This window comes from Rhodococcus sp. 06-462-5 (assembly GCF_002258315.1).
Taxonomy (GTDB): Bacteria; Actinomycetota; Actinomycetes; order Mycobacteriales; family Mycobacteriaceae; genus Rhodococcoides.
Map to the genome: position 1 here is coordinate 405,409 of NZ_NOYD01000013.1, position 20,978 is coordinate 426,386.

The following is a 20,978-nucleotide window of genomic DNA, read 5'->3' on the forward strand; positions in this document are numbered from 1 at the left end:
CGCGAAACACGGCGAACCGTGCCTGCGGCCCTCATTTGTCGGGGTGACAGGAATTGAACCTGCGACCCTCCGCTCCCAAAGCGGATGCGCTACCAAGCTGCGCCACACCCCGTCGTACCCACACCATTGAACAGCAACCGATAGTAGCCCCTCATCGGCGCCCCACCGATGTCGTTCGGACGAACCCGGCGCGGCATGCCGGTTTGGAATCCGGCAGCGGCTTTGGGTACAGTCTTGAAACGCAGGCGACGGAACTGGCGATCCCACGACTGTTGTTTGCACGCCGATGTAGCTCAATGGTAGAGCCCCTGTCTTCCAAACAGGCTACGCGAGTTCGATTCTCGTCATCGGCTCCATCGAAAAGCCCCGCACTCTCGGTGCGGGGCTTTTTCGTGTCCGCGTACCCTGGACGGTGTCCGAATTGTCCGTACGAACCGGGCATGCACCGTCGGCGGAAGGTCCGCAGTGGAAATCGTCCTGATCATCCTCGTCATCGCCGCAGTGGCCCTGTTGGTGCTGCGCAGCAAGAAGAACTCTGCCGCGGCGGCCGAAACCGCGCTGGCCGACGCCAAGGCCGATGCCCGGCAGTCGATCGAACGCCTCGGCGGTCAGGTCTACAACCTGATCGGCACCGACACACCGTCCAAGCAGGCCCTGGCCGACGCATCCGAACGCAACATCGCCGCCGGGTCGCAGATCGACCAGGCCACTACCCCCGAACAGGCCCGACTGGCCAAGCAGACAGCGCTCGAGGGGCTCTACTACATCCGTGCCGCGCGCCTGGCGATGGGCATGGACCCGGGCCCGGAGGTCCAGGGCATCGACGGCCAGCAGCAGGCGGGTCGAGTCACCGAGGATCGCAAGGTCGATTTCGAGGGCCGTGAGATCGCGGCATCACCGGATCCGTCCGATCGCACCCCGAACTACTACCCCGGTGGCCGAGTCGCGGGTCGTCCGGTACCCGCGGGCTGGTACTCCGAGCCGTGGTGGCGGCCGGCCCTGGTGGCAGGTGCATGGGGAATGGGTTCGATGTTCCTGTTCTCCGCCATGTTCTCCGGCATGGCCGGGGTTCCGGAAGAGACTGCGGCAGGCGAAGACATGGGGGCCGACGGTTCCGACGGGGGCAGCGGTGACGACTACAACGGCGGGGACTCCGGCGGCGACACGGAATACGGTGCCATGGACGACGGCGGCGGGGGGATGTTCGACGGCGGAGGCGACTTCGGTGGTGGAGGCGACTTCGGCGGGTTCTAGGTCGCCTGACAGACCGGGCACCAGAACAGGTTTCGAGCCTGCATCACCGAGTGCAGGACCTCGGCTCCGCACACCCGGCAGGGATATCCCTGTCTGCGGTAGACGTACGAGCGTGGTCGGCGGGCACCGTAGGTGTCGCCGTGGTCGTCCTCGGGTCGGATGGTGATGATGCGACCGCGTCGGACACCGATCTTCATCAGTTCGACGAGGTCGAACCAGATCGCGTCCCACTCGGACCGGTCGAGGTCCTTGCCCGGTCGCATGGGGTTGATCTCGTGCCGGAACAGGATCTCGGCGCGGTAGACGTTTCCGACGCCCGCGAGCACCTTCTGATCCATCAGCAACGTACCGATTGCCGTGCGCGACTTGGAGATTCGTGCCCAAGCCCCGTCCGGATCGGCGTCCTTACGCAGCGGATCCGGTCCCAGACGCGCCACCAGGGCGTCGACCTGCTCCTCGGTGTAGATCTCGCAGGCCGTGGGGCCGCGCAGGTCGGTTCCGTACTTCTCCCCCACCATGCGCAGCCGCACGGCGCCCACCGGATCATCCAGCGGCACAGCCTGTTCGGTGAACTTCCCGTACAGGCCGAGGTGGATGTGCACGATCAGATCGGACTCGTACCGGTGCAGCAAATGCTTGCCCCAGGCCTCGGCCTTCTCGAGTACGAGACCGTCGATCAGCGCGGCACCGGAGGTGAAGCGCCCCTGCGGGCTGCTCGCCTCGACCGGTGCCCCGCCGAACCGACGTTGATGCAACCGAGCGAGTCGGTGCAGGGTGTGCCCCTCGGGCACCTACTCGGGCTTTCCCGGCACGACGGGTGCCTCGCCGCTGCGCTCGTACTCGGACAGGATGTCGATGCGGCGCTGGTGGCGCTCCTCGCCCGAGAACGGAGTACCGAGGAAGGCGTCGACGATGGCGAGGGCCTCGGGGAGGGTGTGCATGCGGCCACCGATGCCGATGAGCTGGGCGTCGTTGTGCTCGCGGGCCAGCTTCGCGGTCTCGACGCTCCACGCCAGCGCGCAGCGAGCGCCCGGCACCTTGTTGGCTGCGATCTGCTCGCCGTTTCCGGAACCGCCGAGCACCAGGCCGCGGCTACCCGGGTCGGCGACGACGCGGCGTGCTGCGTCGATGCAGAATGCCGGGTAGTCGTCGACGGGGTCGTAGTCGAACGCACCGCAGTCGACGGGCTCGTGCCCGGTTGCCGTCAGGTGTTCGATGATCTGATTCTTGAACTCGAGGCCGGCGTGGTCGGCACCCAGGTATACGCGCATGCCTAGAGTCTGACAGGTGAACTCCGAAGCCGAGAAATTCGCCGGTGTGGACGGCGCGAAAGGCGCGTGGGTGGTCGCGATCGTCGCCGGGACCACGGTGACGTGGACCGAGTGCGCGTCGGTGGCCGACGTGCTCGAGGTGACACGGGACTGCGCCCGGGTAGGCGTCGACATGCCGCTGTCGTTGCCCAGACGCGGCTATCGCGTCAGCGAACTGGAGGCGAAGACGTTTCTCGGTACGGCGAGGAGTTCGATCTTTCACACGCCGGTCGTCGACGTGCTCGCCGCCGAGTCGTATCCCGAAGCGTGTGCCGTTTCTCGGCAAATCACCGGCAAGGCGATCAGCAAGCAGACGTGGCACATCCTGCCGTCGGTGAAGGCATGGCAGGCTGCGGACTTCGACCCGGACAGGTACGTCGAGGTACATCCCGAGTGCTCGTTCCGGGCCATGTCACCGACGACGACGTTCGCGTCGAAGAAGACCGGCCGAGGCGTCGGGCAGCGGTTGGCCACCCTGATGCGCTGGAAAGGACACCTCGATCTCGCGGATCTGCCGCCGGGACCCGCCGTCGACGATTTTCTCGACGCGGCTGCAGCGGCGTGGTCGGCGAGGCGATTCCACGTCGGCGAGCATCTGACGTTCGGTACCGAGGACGGCTCGGATCGGATCGTCGCCTAGCGCTCCTCGTGCGCGGAAACTCGTACCCTGCTACGAATTTCCGCGCACGAGGGGCAGCGCGATCAGTCGAACTGCGGGTCCTCGTTGCGACTGCGCTTGAGCTCGAAGAAGTGCGGGTACGACGCGAAGATCACCGATGCGTCCCAGAGTTTGCCTGCCTCTTCGCCGCGCGGGATCCGGGAGAGCACAGGACCGAAGAAGGCAACGCCGTTGACGTGGATGGTGGGGGTGCCGACGTCGGGTCCGACCTTGTCCATGCCTGCGTGATGACTGGTCCGCAGGTCCTCGTCGTAGTCGGTGCTCTCGGCGGCCTTCGCAAGATCGCCGGGCAGGTCGAGTTCTGCCAACGACTCCGCGATCACGACGTCGAAATCCTTGTTGCCCTCGTTGTGAATTCGCGTTCCCATGGCCGCGTACAGCGGGTCGAGAATCTCGTCGCCCTTCAGCTTGGCTGCGGCGATCGCCACGCGGACCGGCCCCCAGGCCTTCTTCATCATCGCGGCGTACTCCTCGGGCAGATCGCGGCCCTCGTTGAGCACGGCCAGGCTCATGACGTGGAAGTTCACGTCGATGTCTCGCACCTGCTGCACCTCGAGAATCCACCGCGAGGTGATCCAACACCACGGGCACAGTGGGTCGAACCAAAAATCCGCAGTGTCTTTCTGTCCTGAACCGGCCACTGTCCTACTCCTTGGAAGTCGAGGTCAACGTCTCTTCATTGCGTAACAACCGCCCACCGCGCAGACATTCCGCACTGCCCGTCGGCCAGCGCGGGATACGCGTGACGTGATGGGATGGAAGGCACCATCCATAACTACACGAAGAGGTGTCGACTGAAGTGGTTGCTCCCAACCTGACGCGTGACCAAGCCTCCGAGCGTTCGGCGATCATCGGGGAAACGAAGTACGCGATCGTTCTCGATCTCACCGACGGCGAGGGCAACCCGGGCGAGAAGACGTTCCGCTCGCTCACCACCATCACGTTCGCGGCCACCGCCGGGGCGTCGACTTTCGTGGACGTCATCGCGAGCACGATCCGCTCCGCGACGCTCAACGGCACCGATCTCGATACCGCGAACTACGACGAATCGACGGGCCTCGCGCTCGAGAATCTGGCCGAGCACAACGAACTCGTCATCGATGCGGACTGCGTCTACTCGCACACCGGAGAGGGACTGCACCGTTTCGTCGACCCGTCGGACGGCACGGTCTACCTGTACTCGCAGTTCGAGACCGCCGATGCCAAGCGCATGTTCGCCTGCTTCGATCAGCCCGATCTCAAGGCCACCTTCGATCTGAAGGTCACCGCGCCGGAGAGCTGGACGATCATCTCCAATGCCGCGCACGCCGCCGAGCCTGCAGCGGGCGAGCACGTATTCGACACGACACCGTTGATGAGCACCTACCTCGTCGCGCTGATCGCCGGACCGTACGCGGAGTGGACCGACTCGTACACCGACGATCACGGCACCATTCCCCTCGGAATCTATTGCCGCGCATCACTTGCCGAGCACATGGACGCGGAGCGCCTGTTCACCGAGACCAAGCAGGGCTTCGGTTTCTACCACGAGAACTTCGGCACTCCCTACGCCTTCGGCAAGTACGACCAGCTCTTCGTTCCCGAGTTCAATGCCGGTGCCATGGAGAACGCGGGTGCCGTCACGTTCCTGGAGGACTACGTCTTCCGGTCCAAGGTGACGCGATACTCCTACGAGCGTCGCGCCGAGACCGTGCTGCACGAGATGGCACACATGTGGTTCGGCGATCTGGTGACCATGACGTGGTGGGACGACCTGTGGCTCAACGAGTCGTTCGCGACGTTCGCCTCGGTGCTGTGCCAGTCCGAGGCAACCGAGTACACCAACGCGTGGACCACGTTCGCCAACGTCGAGAAGGCCTGGGCGTACCGACAGGACCAGTTGCCGTCGACGCACCCCATCGCCGCCGACATTCCCGATCTCGCGGCCGTGGAGGTCAACTTCGACGGCATCACCTACGCCAAGGGCGCGAGTGTGCTCAAGCAGTTGGTGGCGTACGTCGGTAAGGAGGACTTCCTTGCCGGGTTGCGGGCGTACTTCGTCGATCATGCTTTCGCCAACGCCACGTTCTCGGATCTGCTTGCCGCGCTGGAGAAGTCGTCGGGACGCGATCTTTCCGATTGGGGCGCTCAGTGGCTGCGCACCACCGGCCTGAACACGTTGAGCCCGGATTTCGACGTCGACGCCGACTGCAAGTTCACCCGCTTCTCGGTGCTGCAGACCGGTGCTGCCCCGGGTGCAGGCGAGCATCGCGTGCACCGCATCGCGGTCGGCATCTACGACGACGTCGACGGCAAGCTGGTGCGCACCGACCGCGTCGAACTCGACCTCGACGCTGCCGAGTCGACGAATGTCGATGCGCTGGTGGGCGTCTCGCGCGGCAAGCTCGTCCTGGTCAACGACGACGACCTGACGTACTGCGCGGTGCGACTCGACCCGGATTCGCTCGATGTCCTTCTCTCTCGAATCGGTGACATCGCCGAGCCGCTCCCCCGCACCCTCGCGTGGTCGGCGGCCTGGGAGATGACCCGATCCGCCGAGATGAAGGCGCGAGACTTCGTGGCCCTCGTCCAGCGCGGAATCGGCGGCGAGACGGAAGTGGGTGTGGTGCAACGTCTTCTGTTGCAGGCCCAGACCGCCATCTCCAGCTACGCCGATCCGGCGTGGGCGGCCGAGCACGGTACCCCGGAGTTCGCCGATGCACTGCTCGAGCTGGCGCGCAGCGCCGAAGCGGGCTCGGATCACCAGCTGGCCTTCGTCAACGCTCTCACCGGCACCGAACTCGGCGACCGTCACATCGACGTGCTCAGGGCTTTGCTCGACGGTGATGTCGAGGGGCAGTCTCTGGCCGGTCTCGGCGTGGATACCGATCTGCGCTGGCGCATCGTCACGGCGCTGGCCGGTGCCGGTGCGATCGACGCCGACGGCCTGGACTCACCGGTGATCGACGCCGAGGCGGCCAGGGACAACACCGCCGCTGGAGCCCGGTCGGCAGCGGCTGCACGAGCCGCTCGGCCCAGCGCGGAGGTCAAGGAGCAGGCCTGGACGACGGTGGTCGACGACGACGCAGTTCCCAACATCACGGCACGCTCGATCATCGGCGGCTTCGCAGGCCCAGGTCAGGGTGAGCTGCTCGAGCCGTACGTCGCCCGCTATTTCGACGCCATCGAGGGTGTCTGGGCGCGTCGTTCGAGCGAGGTCGCGCAGACCGTCGTGGTGGGGCTGTACCCGTCCTGGTCGATCTCCGAGGAGTCCCTCGCTGCGGCGGACGAGTTCCTCGACGGCGATCTGCCACCTGCACTCCGACGCCTGGTGATCGAGGGCCGGGCCGGCATCGTTCGGGCTCTTGCTGCGCGGGAGTTCGACGCGAGCTGATCTCGTCGTCGGAGCGCGGTCGGAGGTGGTGAGCTAGGGGCTCAGGATGGACGCGGCCATCACCCGGACGGACGTGACCAGACCGTCGATGAGGTTGCCGTCGCGGAACGGGCCGAGCGCGGCGGTGACACCCAACTGCGCAACCCGGTCGGTCGCTCGGTTGGACACTCGCTTGCCGGTGCGGATCTCGAGAGCATGCCGATTGGGGTCGACGGCGATCAGCACCGAGCGGACGGCATCGGGTGTGCCGGGGAACACCGAATCCGCACCCGCGGCCGGATCGACGCCGAGATCACCGATGTAGACGTTGAACCGGATCTTGGTCTGCCGAATCGCCTGGGTGAGTGCATCGTCGAGGGCAACCAGGTCCTGCGTGGCGAACGGCAGGTGCTCGGGGTTGGTCGTCCCGAACTCGTGGGCCGCCGAGACGCGGCCGCTCGAGGTGAGTGCTGCACCGAAGGGCAGGTCTTCTTCTCTGATGTCACTGCGGACGAGTTCACCACTTGCCACTTGCAGAACCTCCGATCGAGTCGGCTGTGTCGGCGTCGTGCGAACCGTGGCCTCCGAAGGGAGTCACCTCGTCCGTAGCACTCCACAGCAATGGCTCGCGCGTCCACTCGTCCGTCAGTCGGTAGGGCGGAACGTCCATACCGGGCTGCTTGTCGGTCAAGTAGGACAACGCGCCGAGGAGTCCGATCACCGCAACCGGAATCACCCCGAATATCAGCGTGGTCTCAAAAATGCTCACAGGGTGTGACGTTAGTCGACAATTGCGCGTCGGACCACGTCGGGGCCGGTGTTGTGACCGAAATGTGCAGACGCGACCGCGTCAGGCAGCACCCTCACCGAGATACGCGAGCCAACTCGGGTCCAGCTCCTTCGTCGTCGCCAACAGTCGCCAGTGCGGACCCTTCGGCGGCACCAACTGGGCGCGCAACGTCCAGCCGATCTCACTGAGCAGTTTGTCCGCCTTGCGATGGTTGCACGAGGCGCAGCAGGCGACACAGTTCTCCCACGAGTGGCCACCTCCACGGCTACGCGGGACCACGTGGTCGACGGTTTCGGCCTTGCTTCCGCAGTACGCGCACCGGAACCGATCGCGGTGCATCAGTGCGGCGCGCGTCATCGGCACCCGCGCTCGGTACGGAACACGGACGAACGTCCGCAATCTGATCACCGACGGCACCTGGACCGAGAAGTCCGCAGACCGGATGAACGGGCCCTCCGGATCGTCGTGCACCACGTCGGCCTTCCCACAAACGAGAAGAACCACCGCCCGGCGCATCGGAAGCGCGGTCAGTGGTTCGAATGTGGCATTGAGGAGCAGCACACGGCGCTTGACCCACGCCGGTACGGCGTCGTCGCCCGTGGCATTGTGGGCCGTCGGCACCACACGCAGCGGAGAAGCCCCCGAGGCCGTCTCACGCTGGTCGTGCGTGGTGCGGCCCTCAGTGGGCGGGAGTTGTCGATGGCGGTGTTGCGAGTTCTTCATGCGTTGCTCCAGAAACAGTCGGCGCCCGCGCATGGCTTGCGTGGAACACGTGTCACAGTGGAACACGAATGCACCGTCCACGCACAGCCTTTTTCTCGGCATTTTCTGTTGCCGATCGGTGAACATTTCGCGTCCTCGCGTTCACGATCGACGGTCGACGGCTCCATGCGCTGCGTGACTGGCAAGATTTCTGCGTCTCCGTAGACTTTTCGGGTGTCCGTATCAACCTTTCTGTCCGCATCGCCACTTCCCGAACCGTCGCTGTTGCGAGATCTCGACACCCGAGCTTTCGAGCTGACGGAGACCGGACGCGACTGGTTGGTCGATCGTCCGCTGCAGGCTCTGGGCTATCTGGTCCTCGCCATCGTGCTGCGCCTCGTCCTGCACAAACTGATCGATCGATTCACCCGCAACAACGTCGGGAAGTCTCCGATGCTGTTGCGTCCGCTCCGCGACCGGTCGTCGAGCACGGTCAAGGGCGCGATTCTCAACGAGCGGCGCAAACAACGGGCCAACACGATCGGCTCGGTGCTCAAGTCGGCGGTCTCGGTCATGATTCTCACCTGGTTCGTGCTCTCGGTGCTCGATGTCGTGGGGGTCAATGTCGCTCCGTTCATCGCCTCGGCCGGGATCGTCGGTGTGGCCCTAGGCTTCGGTGCCCAGAACCTGGTTCGCGACTTTCTGTCGGGCATCTTCATGCTCCTCGAGGATCAGTACGGCGTGGGCGACGTCGTCGACCTCGGTGAAGCGACCGGCACGGTCGAGAGCGTTGGGCTACGCGTCACGACGATCAGGGATGTCAACGGCACGGTGTGGTACTGCCGCAACGGCGAGGTGCTGCGCGTGGGCAACATGAGTCAGGGCTTCGCGGTCGCCGTTCTCGATCTGCCCGTGTCCCACACGGCCAACATCGACGAGGCCCGCGCGGTCGCCGAACGCACCACACTGAAAGTGGTGGAGTCGAAAGACTTCGCCGACGACATCCTCGAGCCGCCCGAGATGCTCGGGGTCAATGCGGTCAGCGCCGACACGGTCACCATCCGCATCACGATCAAGACCCGCCCCGGACGCCAGTGGGCCGTGCAGCGCCGACTCCACCAGGAGATTCTCCAGGCATTCGACGATGCCGACATCAAGGCACCGTACGCACTGGGTCGCCCGGGTGGGGTCGTGGCCGAGCGCGGCAACTGAACAGACCATGATGGTGGTGACCGACGCCGACCAGGAACGAACAGAGAGAGTGTGATGACCGAACCGCAGCAGACGTTCTACGACGCGGTAGGCGGTGCCGAGACGTTCCGGTCACTCACGGCGAAGTTCTACGAGGAAGTCGCCAAGGACGAGATAGTGCGACCGTTGTACCCGGAGGAGGATCTGGCACCGGCCGAACGGCGGATGCGGATGTTTCTCGAGCAGTACTGGGGCGGTCCGCGGACGTACTCCGACGAGCGCGGTCATCCTCGATTGCGGATGCGCCACAACCCGTTTCGGATCGGACCGATGGAGCGGGACGCGTGGCTTCGCTGCATGCACATCGCGATCGCGTCGATCGACCCGAAGGTCATGGACTCCGCGCATCGAGCCCAGTTGATCGACTACATGGAGATGGCCGCCAATTCGATGATGAACTCCGCGATCTGACGGCCGCGAGCGCAGCGGGCTACAGCGATCCGACGTGCTGCGGGCTCTTGCTACCGGCGGCGGCCTTGAGCTTGCCCACGCGGGCGCGAACGGAGCCGGCCACCTTGAGGGCGAAGCTCACGGGTGCCGGCAGGTGCTGGCGCAGGATGGCGTGCTTGCGTACGTAGTTCTCCACGTGCCACTCCGACCAGGTGCCCGCACGGAACAATGCAGCATCACCGGGGAGCAAGGTGCGCGGTGCGTGGTCGTCACTCGACACGGTCACCGAACCGTCCATGATGTGCACGATCTCGTCGACGGCGAAGTACCAGCGGAAACGTCCCGCCGTGCAATCCCACACGTTGGTGGTGGTCGTGCCGTCGATGCTCTTCGACCACTCGGCGAGGCGCGCCTGAGGGTTTCCTTCGATGATCCAGGTGGGCTCGATGGGGCTGTCGTCGAGCGCGATGTCGCCGAGTCGTACGGCTTCGATGGTCGAAGTGATCATGGTTTCCGTCGCGTCCTCACAGTCGGGCGCGGCTTCCGCCGCTACTGGTTTCCAGAGCAGAAACATACAACACTTTCCCAACGAACCGGCAGGAGTCGGTCATGTGAATGAGCACAAAGCTTTACTGTTCGTTGACTCGAAATTCCGCCTCCGGTCGTGCCCCAACGCCCCTGAATCGTTCCGCGGCCGATCGTTTGGCACTATTGCCCCTTGTGACCGATCCGATCGAAAGCTCCGAGCTGCTGTGGTGGCAGGACGCCGTCTTCTACCAGATCTATCCCCGGTCGTTCGCGGACTCCAACGGTGACGGCATCGGCGACCTCGACGGAATTCGGGACAAGCTCGGCTACCTCGAATTGCTGGGTATCGACGCCGTCTGGATCGGACCCATCACGCGGTCGCCCATGGCCGATCACGGGTACGACGTGTCCGATCCCCGCGACATCGACCCGTTGTTCGGCAACCTGGAGATCTTCGACGCGTTGGTCGACGAAGCTCATGCGCGCGACATCAAGGTCACGATGGATCTGGTGCCCAATCACACCAGCAACGAGCACCCGTGGTTCAGATCGGCCCTGACGGCTGCGCGTGGCAGCGCCGAGCGAGCCCGCTACATCTTTCGAGACGGACGTGGTGACGACGGTTCGCAGCCACCGAACAATTGGCCGAGCATCTTCGGTGGCCCGGCCTGGACACGCATCACCGAGCCCGACGGTTCCCCCGGCCAGTGGTACCTGCACATCTTCGCGCCCGAGCAGCCGGATCTGAACTGGGACAATCCCGAGGTGTTCGACGACTTCGCGCGCACACTGAGATTCTGGCTCTCCCGCGGAGTCGACGGCTTCCGACTCGACGTGGCGCACGGTATGGCCAAGCCGGTCGACCTGGCCGACATGAGTCTCGAACTGAACGCGTTGATGAAGAACGACGACGACGATCCTCGGTTCAACAATCCTCGGGTCCACGAGCTGCATCGACGCATCAGAGCCGTCATGAACGAGTTCCCCGACGCGGTGACCGTGGGCGAGATCTGGGTGCAGGACAACGTGCGCTTCTCCGAGTACATCAGGCCCGACGAGTTGCACCTGGGCTTCAACTTCCGGCTGGCCAGTGTCGATTTCGATGCTTCGACCATCCGCGATGCCATCTCCAATTCTCTCGCCGCCGTCGAACTGGTCGACGGAACTCCGACGTGGACGCTGTCGAACCACGACGTCGAGCGCGAGGTCACCCGGTACGGCGGTGGCGACCTGGGTCGGGCTCGCTCCCGCGCCATGATCCTCGTCGAATTGGCGCTTCCCGGAACGATTTTCGTGTACAACGGTGCTGAACTCGGGCTACCCAACGTGCAACTGCCCGACAGTGCGTTGCAGGATCCGGTGTGGGAGCGATCCGGGCACGCCGAGCGCGGCCGCGACGGCTGCCGGGTGCCGATGCCGTGGGAGGGGCACACACCGCCGTTCGGGTTCTCGTCCACCGATCGAACCTGGTTGCCGATGCCGCCGGAGTGGGACGGGTACACCGCAGAGGCACAACTCGAAGACGTCGATTCGATGCTGAGCCTCTACCGGACCGCCTTCGAGTTGAGGGCGCTGCGTCCTGAATTCACCGGCAGCGGAATCGATTGGTACGGATCGCCTCCCGGCTGCCTGGCGTTCCGTCGAAGCGGCGGTCTGATCTGTGCCTTGAACGCGTCGGAGGAGTCGATCCCGCTGCCTCCCGGAGAGTTGCTGCTGGCCAGTGCTCCGCTGGTGGACGGAAGACTGCCGGCGAACGCTGCTGCGTGGCTCGTCTAACGCTCGACGGTGAGCGACAACTGCTGTCCCGCGCGACGAGCGAAGACCGATCCGTAGCGGGCGTCGAGGCGTAGCCACACCTTCGAAACCCGAACACGAACGACCTCGTCGGGTGCGATCCGATCCGGATCGATGTCGACGGTCAACGGATCACTGCCGCTGTGCGGAACGAAACCCATTGCGGTGAGCGCGAATACCGTCCGCATGGAGATCGAGACGTCGTCGGCGGCACCGGCGACGTGCAGAACTTCCTGTTCGAGCAGCGAACTCGGCGGGCCGTGGCTGCTGCCGTGCTCCTTGGCCAGTGCGACTCCGCGTTGCGCGAGCCCCACGAGCACCCTGGCGGGCACATCGTCGAGGTGGGCGAATCCGCCGTCCGGAGGCAGGGCACCACGCCACGCGGAATCCATCGAGAACCCCGGGTCGATCACACCGTCGGCCGCCTGCGCCGTCGCCGCGACCAACACGTCGGCACCGGCACTGGTATCGTCGGGCACCACGGTTCCGGTGATCACCCGCGCCGCCAGTGCATCGAAACCCGTTGCCGCCCAGCACGACACACCGCCGCCCGCTCGGGTCCGCATACGGATCACCGCAGCTTCGTCCAGACGCAGCGCCCTGGTGCAGAACGTCGCGAGGTTCTCCCGCTCGACCGCATCGGGCACGGTCAGTACGCGCTCATACACGCTGCCAGCTCACGAGAAACTCACGCTCGGTCGGGGTGAGCCGACGCAACCGCTGCGCGTCGATATCGAACGCCGCGATCTGCGTCGAAGCCACTACGGCGGCAGGGGTGTCCAGAGAGGCACCCCTGGCCCGCACCTCGTATCCGACGACGAAGTCCACCGCCCGCACCGCATCGATCCACATGAAGACATCGAGGGGGCCGTCCTCGTGCCGGAGCTGGCCCCGATACTTCACGTGCAGATCCGCGATCACTGCTCCGTGGCGCAGGTTCGCCGTCGGCCTCCCGTCCACCAACAGCCAGGGAATGCGTGCCTCTTCGAGGAGAGTGACCATCCGGGCATGGTTGATGTGTTGGTACACGTCCATATCCGACCACCGGACATCGACGGTGGCATGAAAGCCCACTCGTTGGGTGGCAGGTCGTTTGTCGGACAGATGGGCGTCGGGCACACTCACGTGGTCGTTCCCTCTTCTCGGTCGAGTGTCGGCGGTGTAGTCGGTTGCGATGTGGTGCGGGTGGTCACGGGACCATGTTGCGCACCTGTCGGGCGGCGACCGACAGGGTGGCCAGGTCGAGGGTTCCCGACTCGGCGATCTCGGTCAACGCCGCGCGAGACCTCGCGAGCCGGGACGAGTTGGTCGACTCCCATTCCGCGATCTTCTCCGCAACCGACTCCTCCGGCTCACCGCCCGCCAGTACGGCCTGAGTGATTCCGCGCAACGAGGAATACAGATCGTCGCGAAGAGCCAAGCGCGCCAACGAATGCCAGCGGTCTCCGCGGGCCAGCTTGGACACCGCGGTGAGCAACCAGTCGATGCCGATGTGCGCGTCCAGAGCGAAGTAGAGCTCGGCGACCTCGGCTCCGTCCCGGTCGACGATATCGGCGATGTCGATGATGTCGAGCAGGCAGTACACATCGAGCAATCCGTAGATCCGACGAGCCAGCTCGGCCGGCGCGCCGCGTTCGATCGCCGCCGCCGATCGCGAATCGAGGTCGCTGGCCTGATGCCCGGAGATCCACGTCGACACCGACGGCTGCAGTGCCCGCACCTGACCGGCGTACCGGCTGATCTCGGCTCCGACGGCCAGCGGCTGCGGACGGTTGGCGAGCAGCCAGCGCGAGACGCGGTCGAGCATGCGGCGCGACTCGAGCAACAGTTCGGCCGAGACCGCAGTCGGCACGTCCGCGGCCCTGATCGAGTTCCACACCTCGTCGAGTCCGAAGATCTCGGTGGCGGCAGCGAATGCGCGAATGGCATCGGTGCCTGCCGCACCCGAATCCTCGGTCAATCTGTAGGGGAACGTGATTCCGCCGCAGTCGATGGCCTCGTTGGCCAGCGTCGTGGCCACCAGTTGCCGCCGGAGCGGATGCGCCTTGATCGCATCGGCGTAGGGCTCCCGCAACGGCTCGGGGAAGTACTTGGGCAACCGTGGGGCGAAGACGTCGCTGTCGGGCAGCTCGCTGTCGAGCAACTCCGCTTCCAACGCCAACTTCACGTGAGCCATCAGCGTCGCGAGTTCCGGCGAGGTCAATCCTCGGCCGTCCTGCTTGCGTCGCCGTAGGTCCGCCTCGGTCGGTAGCGCCTCGAGCTCACGGTCGAGCCCTCGCCGCACTTCCAGATCCTCGATCACCCGACTGTGCACGGTGACCAGGCTCGGTGCGTCGAACCTCGAGGTGCCGAGCAGCTCGTTCTGCATGATGTTGTCCCACAACACCAACCTGCCCACCTCGTCGGTCATGGACGCGAGCAGCTCGTCTCGATCCTCGCGCGCGAGGTTGCCGTTGGTGATGGCCGTTTCCAACAGGATCTTGATGTTGACCTCGTGATCGGAGCAGTCGACACCCGCGGAGTTGTCCACGGCATCGGTGTTGATCTTGCCTCCGGCAGCGGCGTATTCGATGCGGCCGAGTGCGGTGGCACCGAGGTTGCCGCCCTCCCCCACCACTGCGGCACGGACGTCGATTCCGTCGACTCGCACCATGTCGTTGGCCTTGTCGCCGACCTCGGCATTGGTCTCGGTGGATGCCTTGATGTACGTCCCGATTCCGCCGTTCCACAGCAGATCGGCCGGAGCCCGAAGGATTGCGTTCACCAGCTCCGGCGGAGACAGCGCGTCCACGGAATCCCCCAGCCCGAGTGCGGCGCGCGCGGCCGCACTGATCGGGACGGACTTGCGGGTCCGCTCCCACACGCCACCGCCCGCGCTGATGAGCGAGGTGTCGTAGTCCGCCCAGGACGACCGCGGCAGTGCGAACAACCGCTCCCGCTCGGCGAACGCGGACTCCCGCTCGGGGTCGGGATCGAGAAAGATGTGCCGGTGATCGAACGCAGCGAGCAGGCGAATGTGCCGGCTGAGCAACATGCCGTTGCCGAACACGTCCCCGCTCATGTCGCCGACACCGACGACGGTGAAATCCTGGCTCTGCGTGTCGATTCCGAGCTCGCGGAAGTGGCGTTTGACGCTCTCCCACGCACCCTTGGCAGTGATGCCCATGGCTTTGTGGTCGTAGCCGGCCGAACCACCGGAGGCGAAGGCGTCGCCGAGCCAGAAGCCGTACTTCGCAGCCACGTCGTTGGCCATGTCGGAGAATGTCGCGGTGCCCTTGTCCGCGGCAACCACGAGATAGGTGTCGTCTCCGTCGCGGCGAACGACGCCGGTGGGAACCGTCACCGTTCCGGTAGCGCGGTCGAGATTGTCGGTGATGTCGAGCAACCCGGCGATGAACAGCCGGTAGCAGGCCTTGCCCTCCTCTGCGTGGGCCTGACGATCTCGATCGGCGTCACCGGTCACGACGGGCGGCCGCTTGACGACGAATCCGCCCTTGGCTCCGACCGGCACGATGACGGCGTTCTTGACCATCTGAGCTTTGGCGAGTCCGAGGATTTCTGTCCGGAAGTCCTCACGACGATCCGACCAGCGCAGTCCGCCGCGGGCCACGGCCCCGAACCGCAGGTGCACACCCTCGACGCGGGGCGAGTACACGAAGATCTCGAATTTCGGCTTCGGCTTGGGCAATTCGGCGATCGACTGCGGATCGAACTTGAGCGAGAGGTACTCGCGATGTTCGCCGTCGGCTCCCACCACGAAGTAGTTGGTTCGCAGGGTCGCGCGGATCAGCTCGAACATGCTGCGCAGGATTCGGTCGGCGTCGAGACTGACGACCTCGTCGATCAGCTCTCCCAGCTGGGTGCCGATGGACTGCGCGTTCTCCTCCGAGCTCGCCTGGGGATCGAACTGCGCCTCGAACAACCCGACCAACAGCCGCGCTGTGCGCGGATGCGTCAGCAACACGCCTTCGATATTGAACTGGCTGTAGGGAAAACCGGCCTGGCGCAAGTACTTCGCGTAGGCCCGCAACACCACGGCCTGCCGCCAGTGCAGGCCTGCGCGCATGACCAGCTCGTTGAACCGGTCTGCCTCGGCAGCGCCGCTCCACACCGCCGCGAACGCGTCGGTGAACCGGTGTTGCACTCGGCTCTCGCGATCGGCGGTGCCTGCCTCGGACAATTCCGCATCGATGTCACCGTCGATCGCCGAGCGCAGCATCTCGCGTGAGGCAGAGAGACCGAAATCGTATATCCAGCAAGACATTCCATCTGGACGAACCACGGGATACGGTCGTTCGTCGTCGACCTCCACGCCGAGGCTCTGCAGAATGGGCAGCACCTGCGACAGTGAGACGCCCGCGCCGCCGATGTACAACGAGAACCGCCAACTGCCCACGGCGGACTGCTCGTTGCGGTAGAGCTGCATGTCGATCGACTCGTCACCGAGCCCTTCGAGGCGAGCGATGTCGGTGACGGCCCGAGCCGGACTGAAATCCTGCTTGTAGGCCTCGGGGAACGCCTCGGTGTACCGCTGAATCCGCAGCGGGTCGACGGTACGGTCGAGCGAGACGGCGTCGCCGAGCGAGTCCTCCCAGGTTCTGGTGGTCTCGGTCAGTGCCGCCTCGATTCGGGCGATGTCCTCGGCAGCGAGCTCCGTCGACGCCGTTCCCGGTGCGCGACGGACGGTCACGTGCAACAGCGCCAGGTCCGATTCCGTCACGCGCGCGGTGTAGTCGAGAGAGGTTCCGCCGAGTTCGCGGAGCAGCCGATCCTGGATGGCGAGGCGCACACGGGTGGTGTAGCGATCTCGCGGCAAATACACCAGGGCGGAGACGAAGGAGCCGCTGGCGTCGGGCCGGACGAACAGCTTGACCTTGCGCCGACGGCCCAGTGCCAGAACAGCACTCGCCGTTTCGAACAGCCACGCTGCCGAGGTGGCGAAGAGTTCCGAGCGCGGCATCGACTGCAGCACTTCGAGCATCGCCTGACCCGAGAACGACCCGAGATCATGGCCGGCTCGGGCGATCACCGATCGCACGCGACGCTCGATCACCGGAATGTCGAGCACGTTCTCGTGCAGCGCCGTCACGGTGAAGACGCCGACGAAGCGGTGCTCGGCCGAGTTCTCGGCGTCGAGCACACTCACGAAGTAGGGGTAGACCGCGCGGTGCACCGTGGCCGGACTCGCTCCCTGCGTCAGGGCGACCAGATCGCGCTGACCGAGCGGTTCCGAGCCGTCCACGTCGTGCGCCGCGTCGCGCAGGACACCGAGGCTGCTCGTGTCGTCGCCGGTGGCCGTGCGTGCGCCGTCGACGCCGTCGATCCGGTACCGGCGGTAGCCGAGGAGCGTGTAGTGGCCGTCGCCGAGCCAGCGCAGCAACGCGGCTGCGTCACGATGTTCGACGGCGATGTCGGATTCCGCGTCACCGGCCCGCTGGGCGGCACCGTCGAGGAGATCGGCGACCTCGGCCTGCACCCGACGCATTCGATCGGTGTCGCCGACCACCTGACGCACGTCGGCCAACACCCGGCTCGCCTCCGACTCGACACGGGCGAGCGCATCCTCGGACGTGGCGGGATGCAGCTGAACGTGAATCCAGGATTCGCGTCGACCGTCGGCGGTCAGACCCGTCAGCTCGCCGTCGGCGTCGCGGGCCACCGAGAGGATGGGATGAACCACGTCGGTGTATTCGATGCCGAGTCGGGAGAGCAGAGAGATGACCGACTCGACGAGAAGCGGCATGTCGTCGGTGACGATCTGCAGGTAGCTGCCCGCGGCCTGGTGGGCGGCAGAACTCGACTCGCTGGGTCGATGTACCGCGACATTCGCGGTCTCGGGACGCCGCTGCGCGGCCAACCGGACGTGCCGATGAAAGGACGTGGTGTCGGGAGTGTGCGCGGACGCTCCGACAGCCGTCGTGTCCACATGCTCGAAGTACTCGGCACGCAGGGTCGCCAGCTCGGCCAGGAGTCGGTCGTCGAGCCCGTCGGCCCAATCGTTGTCGGGCAGGTCCAGCGAGCGTGGCATGGTGTTCGAGTACTCCCTCGTGAGGATTTTCCCGACGCCCGCCGATCGCCGGCCGTCGATGACTACTCGACCTTAGTGTCGAACACCCCGTTACCGCAGTGACCTCGCGGACCCAGCGCGTGGCGATCTACTCGACGCTCTGGTCGACGTGAAGGTACTCGGTGAGCAGACCCCGCTCGTGCTCGTCCAACGGACGCGACGACGAGGTAGCGAGATCGAATGCGACCATCGCCGCCTCGGCGTCCGCGCAGACTTTTCCGTCGCGGTCGGTAACCACGTGCCGGACGCCGTACGAGGTGGTCCCGATACGGGTGATCCACAGTTCGATCGTCAGGGGACCCGAGTCGTCGAGAATCGGATGCAGAAAATCGGTGGTCAGCTTGCGCACCACGGCCGCACCCCGTTGCTTCGAGCCTCCCAAGACCGCGTTCAGAAACTGAACGCGGCCTTCCTGGAGGTATTCGACGAAGCGGGTGTTGTTGACGTGACCGAGACGGTCGGAATCTCCCCACCGCACCTGGAGCGTGCAGGTGAAGGTCTTTCCTGCCATGTCAGTCTCTGGTCAGCTTCCGGTGCGTGACGCGATGCGGACGAGCCGCGTCGGGTCCGAGGCGTTCGACCTTGTTGGCCTCGTAGCCCTCGAAGTTGCCCTCGTACCAGTACCAGGCAGCCTCGTTGTCGCCGAAGCCACCTTCCCACGCCAGGATGTGCGTGCAGGTGCGGTCCAGGAACCACCGGTCGTGCGAGATGACCACCGCGCAACCGGGGAATTCCTCCAGCGCGTTCTCGAGCGATCCGAGTGTTTCGACGTCGAGGTCGTTGGTCGGTTCGTCGAGCAGGATCAGGTTGCCGCCCTGCTTGAGGGTCATCGCCAGGTTCAGACGGTTGCGCTCACCGCCGGACAGAACTCCGGCAGGCTTCTGCTGATCGTGGCCCTTGAACCCGAACGAGCTGATGTACGCGCGGGACGGGAACTCGGAGCTGCCGACGGTGATGAAGTCGAGCCCGTCGGACACCGTCTCCCACACCGTCTTCTTCGAGTCGATGCCCGAACGGTTCTGGTCGACATAGCTGAGCTTGACGGTCTGACCGATCTTGACCTCGCCGCCGTCCGGCTCCTCGAGGCCGACGATGGTCTTGAACAGTGTCGTCTTACCGACGCCGTTGGGGCCGATGACGCCGACGATTCCGTTGCGGGGCAACGTGAACGAGAGATCCTTGATGAGCACGCGGCCGTCGAAGCCCTTGTCGAGGCTCTTGACCTCCACCACGACGTCGCCGAGGCGCGGCGGGTTGGGGATCTGGATCTCGTCGAAGTCGAGCTTCCTGGTCTTCTCGGCCTCGGCCACCATCTCGTCGTAGCGAGCCAGACGAGACTTGCTCTTCGCCTGACGAGCCTTGGCACCGGAACGAACCCAAGCGAGTTCGTCCTTGAGGCGCTTCTGCAGCTTCTGGTCCTTCTTGCCCGAGACCTCGAGGCGCTCGGCCTTCTTCTCCAGGTAGGTGGAGTAGTTGCCCTCGTACGGGTACAGGTGTCCGCGGTCGACCTCGGCGATCCACTGCGCGACGTGGTCGAGGAAGTACCGGTCGTGAGTGACGGCGAGAATAGCGCCTGCGTATGCGGCCAGGTGCTGCTCGAGCCACAGCACACTCTCGGCGTCGAGGTGGTTGGTCGGTTCGTCGAGCAGCAGCAGGTCCGGCTTGCTCAGCAGCAGCTTGCACAGCGCCACGCGGCGCTTCTCACCACCGGAGAGATTGGTGACGGGCGACTCGGGCGGCGGGCAGCGCAGCGCGTCCATGGCCTGTTCGAGCTGGGAGTCGATCTCCCAGGCATCGGCGTGGTCGAGCTTTTCCTGCAGCTCGCCCATCTCTTCCATCAGCTCGTCGGAGTAGTCGGTGGCCATCAGCTCGGCGATCTCGTTGTAACGCTTGAGCTGGACCATCGTCTCGCCGAGACCGTCCTCGACGTTCTCGCGAACGGTCTTGGTGTCGTCGAGGACCGGTTCCTGCATGAGGATGCCGACCGAGGCACCGGGAGCGAGGAACGCCTCACCGTTTCCGGGCTGATCGATTCCCGCCATGATCTTGAGGATGCTGGACTTACCGGCGCCGTTGGGGCCGACGACGCCGATCTTCGCTCCCGGATAGAAGCTCATCGTCACGTCGTCGAGGATGACTTTGTCGCCGTGCGCCTTGCGCACCTTCTTCATGGTGTAAATGAATTCAGCCATGATGCCCAGCTTATCGGTGCGAGCGGGTCTCCGGCACCACCGCCCGAGCGCACAGCCGCCGTCCACACTCGATCGCAGGTTCCGATGCAGCGCGGACGGCGGATGCCGGGTACCCGTCAGGCCGGAACGGACTCGCGCACGTCGTCGTCGATACGGTCGTGATCGCGATCCTGATCGCCGTCCACAGGTTCGGACGCTCCTGGATCGCTGTCCGTCGCAGCATCGGTGGCCACCGCTTTCGTCCGATGGATCGAGACGTTGCAGCGCGCGAGATCCGGTCCGACGGCGCTGGCCCGCATCTCGAGATCGGCGCGTTCGACTCCGTCACGGTTGGTGTACTCGTTGGTGCGTAGCTGTCCGTAGGCGATGATCGGGTCGCCCTTCATCAGCGATGCGCCGACACCGCGCACCAGGCGGCGCCAGCACGTGACCGTCAGGTAGAGGGTTCCGCCGTCGGTCCATTCGCCGGTGTTGCGGTCCTGACGTCGGGCGTTGCTGGCCATCCGGAAGCTGAGGACCTCGTCGCCGGTGGGTGTGGAGCGCTTGACGGGATTGGTGATGACCGTTCCGAGAACTGCGCACTGTGCTTCGTACATGATGTCTTCCCCTCGATCGATGTCGCGTGATTGCGATCGAGATCGACACTGCTACGCGGAGAACGCCTGTGGT

General features: G+C 65.2%; 19 protein-coding genes and 2 tRNA genes. 7 read left to right on the plus strand and 14 right to left on the minus strand.

The annotated features are described in order from the left end of the window. Positions 1-38: 38 nt before the first annotated feature. Positions 39-112: transfer RNA gene (locus CH251_RS09230), tRNA-Pro, on the minus strand. Between the two features lie 170 nt (positions 113-282). On the opposite strand from CH251_RS09230, the gene CH251_RS09235 reads away from it, so the two are divergent. Continuing rightward, a tRNA-Gly gene (locus tag CH251_RS09235) sits at positions 283-356 on the plus strand. Positions 357-465: 109 nt separating this feature from the next. Beyond that, positions 466-1,254: a hypothetical protein gene (locus CH251_RS09240; protein WP_094612836.1), complete on the plus strand. Its 789-nt coding sequence runs from the start codon at positions 466-468 to the stop codon at positions 1,252-1,254. Here CH251_RS09240 and CH251_RS09245 read toward each other — a convergent pair. Together CH251_RS09245 and CH251_RS09250 are read right to left on the minus strand one after the other, a co-directional pair. Further along, a complete protein-coding gene (locus CH251_RS09245; protein WP_094612837.1) occupies positions 1,251-2,045 on the minus strand; it encodes an Fpg/Nei family DNA glycosylase in 795 nt (264 codons plus the stop codon). The two genes, CH251_RS09240 and CH251_RS09245, sit on opposite strands and share 4 nt — an antisense overlap. Next, complete coding sequence (locus CH251_RS09250) at positions 2,046-2,525, minus strand: ribose-5-phosphate isomerase (protein WP_037193169.1); 480 nt, start codon at positions 2,523-2,525, stop codon at positions 2,046-2,048. Between the two features lie 16 nt (positions 2,526-2,541). Between CH251_RS09250 and CH251_RS09255 the strand changes: the two genes are divergently transcribed. Then, positions 2,542-3,204, plus strand: coding sequence for a DUF429 domain-containing protein (locus tag CH251_RS09255; RefSeq protein ID WP_094612838.1), 663 nt, complete (start codon positions 2,542-2,544; stop codon positions 3,202-3,204). A 62-nt stretch (positions 3,205-3,266) separates the two neighbouring features. Here the strand turns inward: CH251_RS09255 and CH251_RS09260 are convergent, their stop codons facing one another. After that, positions 3,267-3,884, minus strand: a complete 618-nt coding sequence (locus CH251_RS09260; RefSeq protein ID WP_037193170.1) for a DsbA family protein — start codon at positions 3,882-3,884, stop codon at positions 3,267-3,269. Between the two features lie 158 nt (positions 3,885-4,042). Here CH251_RS09260 and pepN point away from each other — a divergent pair, with 158 nt between their 5' ends. Further along, entirely contained in the window at positions 4,043-6,616 is a 2,574-nt protein-coding gene (pepN, locus tag CH251_RS09265; RefSeq protein ID WP_094612839.1) for an aminopeptidase N, read from the plus strand. Positions 6,617-6,649: 33 nt separating this feature from the next. On the opposite strand, the gene CH251_RS09270 is transcribed toward pepN, so the two are convergent. The 3 genes from CH251_RS09270 to CH251_RS09280 form a co-directional block, all read right to left on the minus strand. Continuing rightward, positions 6,650-7,126, minus strand: a complete 477-nt coding sequence (locus CH251_RS09270; RefSeq protein ID WP_094612840.1) for a DUF5130 family protein — start codon at positions 7,124-7,126, stop codon at positions 6,650-6,652. Continuing rightward, on the minus strand, positions 7,113-7,364 hold the full coding sequence (locus CH251_RS09275) for a membrane protein (protein ID WP_032394605.1): 252 nt from the start codon (positions 7,362-7,364) through the stop codon (positions 7,113-7,115). The genes CH251_RS09270 and CH251_RS09275 overlap by 14 nt, the downstream gene beginning before the upstream one ends. 81 nt (positions 7,365-7,445) lie before the next feature. Further along, positions 7,446-8,108: an HNH endonuclease gene (locus tag CH251_RS09280; RefSeq protein WP_179273727.1), complete on the minus strand. Its 663-nt coding sequence runs from the start codon at positions 8,106-8,108 to the stop codon at positions 7,446-7,448. Positions 8,109-8,339: 231 nt separating this feature from the next. Between CH251_RS09280 and CH251_RS09285 the strand changes: the two genes are divergently transcribed. Both CH251_RS09285 and CH251_RS09290 read left to right on the plus strand, forming a co-directional pair. Further along, on the plus strand, positions 8,340-9,299 hold the full coding sequence (locus tag CH251_RS09285) for a mechanosensitive ion channel family protein (protein ID WP_094612965.1): 960 nt from the start codon (positions 8,340-8,342) through the stop codon (positions 9,297-9,299). A 54-nt stretch (positions 9,300-9,353) separates the two neighbouring features. Beyond that, positions 9,354-9,749, plus strand: coding sequence for a globin (locus CH251_RS09290; RefSeq protein WP_032394607.1), 396 nt, complete (start codon positions 9,354-9,356; stop codon positions 9,747-9,749). A gap of 19 nt (positions 9,750-9,768) precedes the next feature. Here the strand turns inward: CH251_RS09290 and CH251_RS09295 are convergent, their stop codons facing one another. Beyond that, complete coding sequence (locus CH251_RS09295; protein WP_094612966.1) at positions 9,769-10,236, minus strand: cupin domain-containing protein; 468 nt, start codon at positions 10,234-10,236, stop codon at positions 9,769-9,771. Positions 10,237-10,448: 212 nt separating this feature from the next. Here CH251_RS09295 and CH251_RS09300 point away from each other — a divergent pair, with 212 nt between their 5' ends. Beyond that, positions 10,449-12,032, plus strand: coding sequence for a glycoside hydrolase family 13 protein (locus CH251_RS09300; RefSeq protein WP_094612841.1), 1,584 nt, complete (start codon positions 10,449-10,451; stop codon positions 12,030-12,032). On the opposite strand, the gene CH251_RS09305 is transcribed toward CH251_RS09300, so the two are convergent. The 6 genes from CH251_RS09305 to CH251_RS09330 form a co-directional block, all read right to left on the minus strand. Then, positions 12,029-12,718, minus strand: coding sequence for a hypothetical protein (locus CH251_RS09305; RefSeq protein ID WP_094612842.1), 690 nt, complete (start codon positions 12,716-12,718; stop codon positions 12,029-12,031). The two genes, CH251_RS09300 and CH251_RS09305, sit on opposite strands and share 4 nt — an antisense overlap. Further along, complete coding sequence (locus tag CH251_RS09310) at positions 12,711-13,175, minus strand: thioesterase family protein (RefSeq protein WP_094612843.1); 465 nt, start codon at positions 13,173-13,175, stop codon at positions 12,711-12,713. Before CH251_RS09310 ends, CH251_RS09305 begins: the two co-directional genes overlap by 8 nt. 64 nt (positions 13,176-13,239) lie before the next feature. Continuing rightward, positions 13,240-18,078, minus strand: coding sequence for an NAD-glutamate dehydrogenase (locus CH251_RS09315; protein WP_094612844.1), 4,839 nt, complete (start codon positions 18,076-18,078; stop codon positions 13,240-13,242). 127 nt (positions 18,079-18,205) lie between these two features. Continuing rightward, on the minus strand, positions 18,206-18,628 hold the full coding sequence (locus tag CH251_RS09320; RefSeq protein ID WP_094612845.1) for a thioesterase family protein: 423 nt from the start codon (positions 18,626-18,628) through the stop codon (positions 18,206-18,208). Between the two features lies 1 nt (position 18,629). Further along, the gene (ettA, locus tag CH251_RS09325) at positions 18,630-20,309 is read right to left on the minus strand and encodes an energy-dependent translational throttle protein EttA (protein WP_032402531.1); all 1,680 of its coding nucleotides are present in this window, start codon (positions 20,307-20,309) and stop codon (positions 18,630-18,632) included. Between the two features lie 116 nt (positions 20,310-20,425). Then, a complete protein-coding gene (locus CH251_RS09330; protein ID WP_094612846.1) occupies positions 20,426-20,905 on the minus strand; it encodes a single-stranded DNA-binding protein in 480 nt (159 codons plus the stop codon). Between the last annotated feature and the right edge of the window lie 73 nt (positions 20,906-20,978).

What these genes read in the sequence shown, in the direction of transcription:
- CH251_RS09290 (WP_032394607.1), top strand. Translation starts at nt 9,354, where the DNA reads ATGACCGAACCGCAGCAGACGTTCTACGACGCGGTAGGCGGTGCCGAG.
- ettA (WP_032402531.1), bottom strand. Translation starts at nt 20,309, where the DNA reads ATGGCTGAATTCATTTACACCATGAAGAAGGTGCGCAAGGCGCACGGC.
- CH251_RS09280 (WP_179273727.1), bottom strand. Translation starts at nt 8,108, where the DNA reads ATGAAGAACTCGCAACACCGCCATCGACAACTCCCGCCCACTGAGGGC.
- CH251_RS09250 (WP_037193169.1), bottom strand. Translation starts at nt 2,525, where the DNA reads ATGCGCGTATACCTGGGTGCCGACCACGCCGGCCTCGAGTTCAAGAAT.
- CH251_RS09330 (WP_094612846.1), bottom strand. Translation starts at nt 20,905, where the DNA reads ATGTACGAAGCACAGTGCGCAGTTCTCGGAACGGTCATCACCAATCCC.
- CH251_RS09295 (WP_094612966.1), bottom strand. Translation starts at nt 10,236, where the DNA reads ATGATCACTTCGACCATCGAAGCCGTACGACTCGGCGACATCGCGCTC.
- CH251_RS09320 (WP_094612845.1), bottom strand. Translation starts at nt 18,628, where the DNA reads ATGGCAGGAAAGACCTTCACCTGCACGCTCCAGGTGCGGTGGGGAGAT.
- CH251_RS09315 (WP_094612844.1), bottom strand. Translation starts at nt 18,078, where the DNA reads ATGCCACGCTCGCTGGACCTGCCCGACAACGATTGGGCCGACGGGCTC.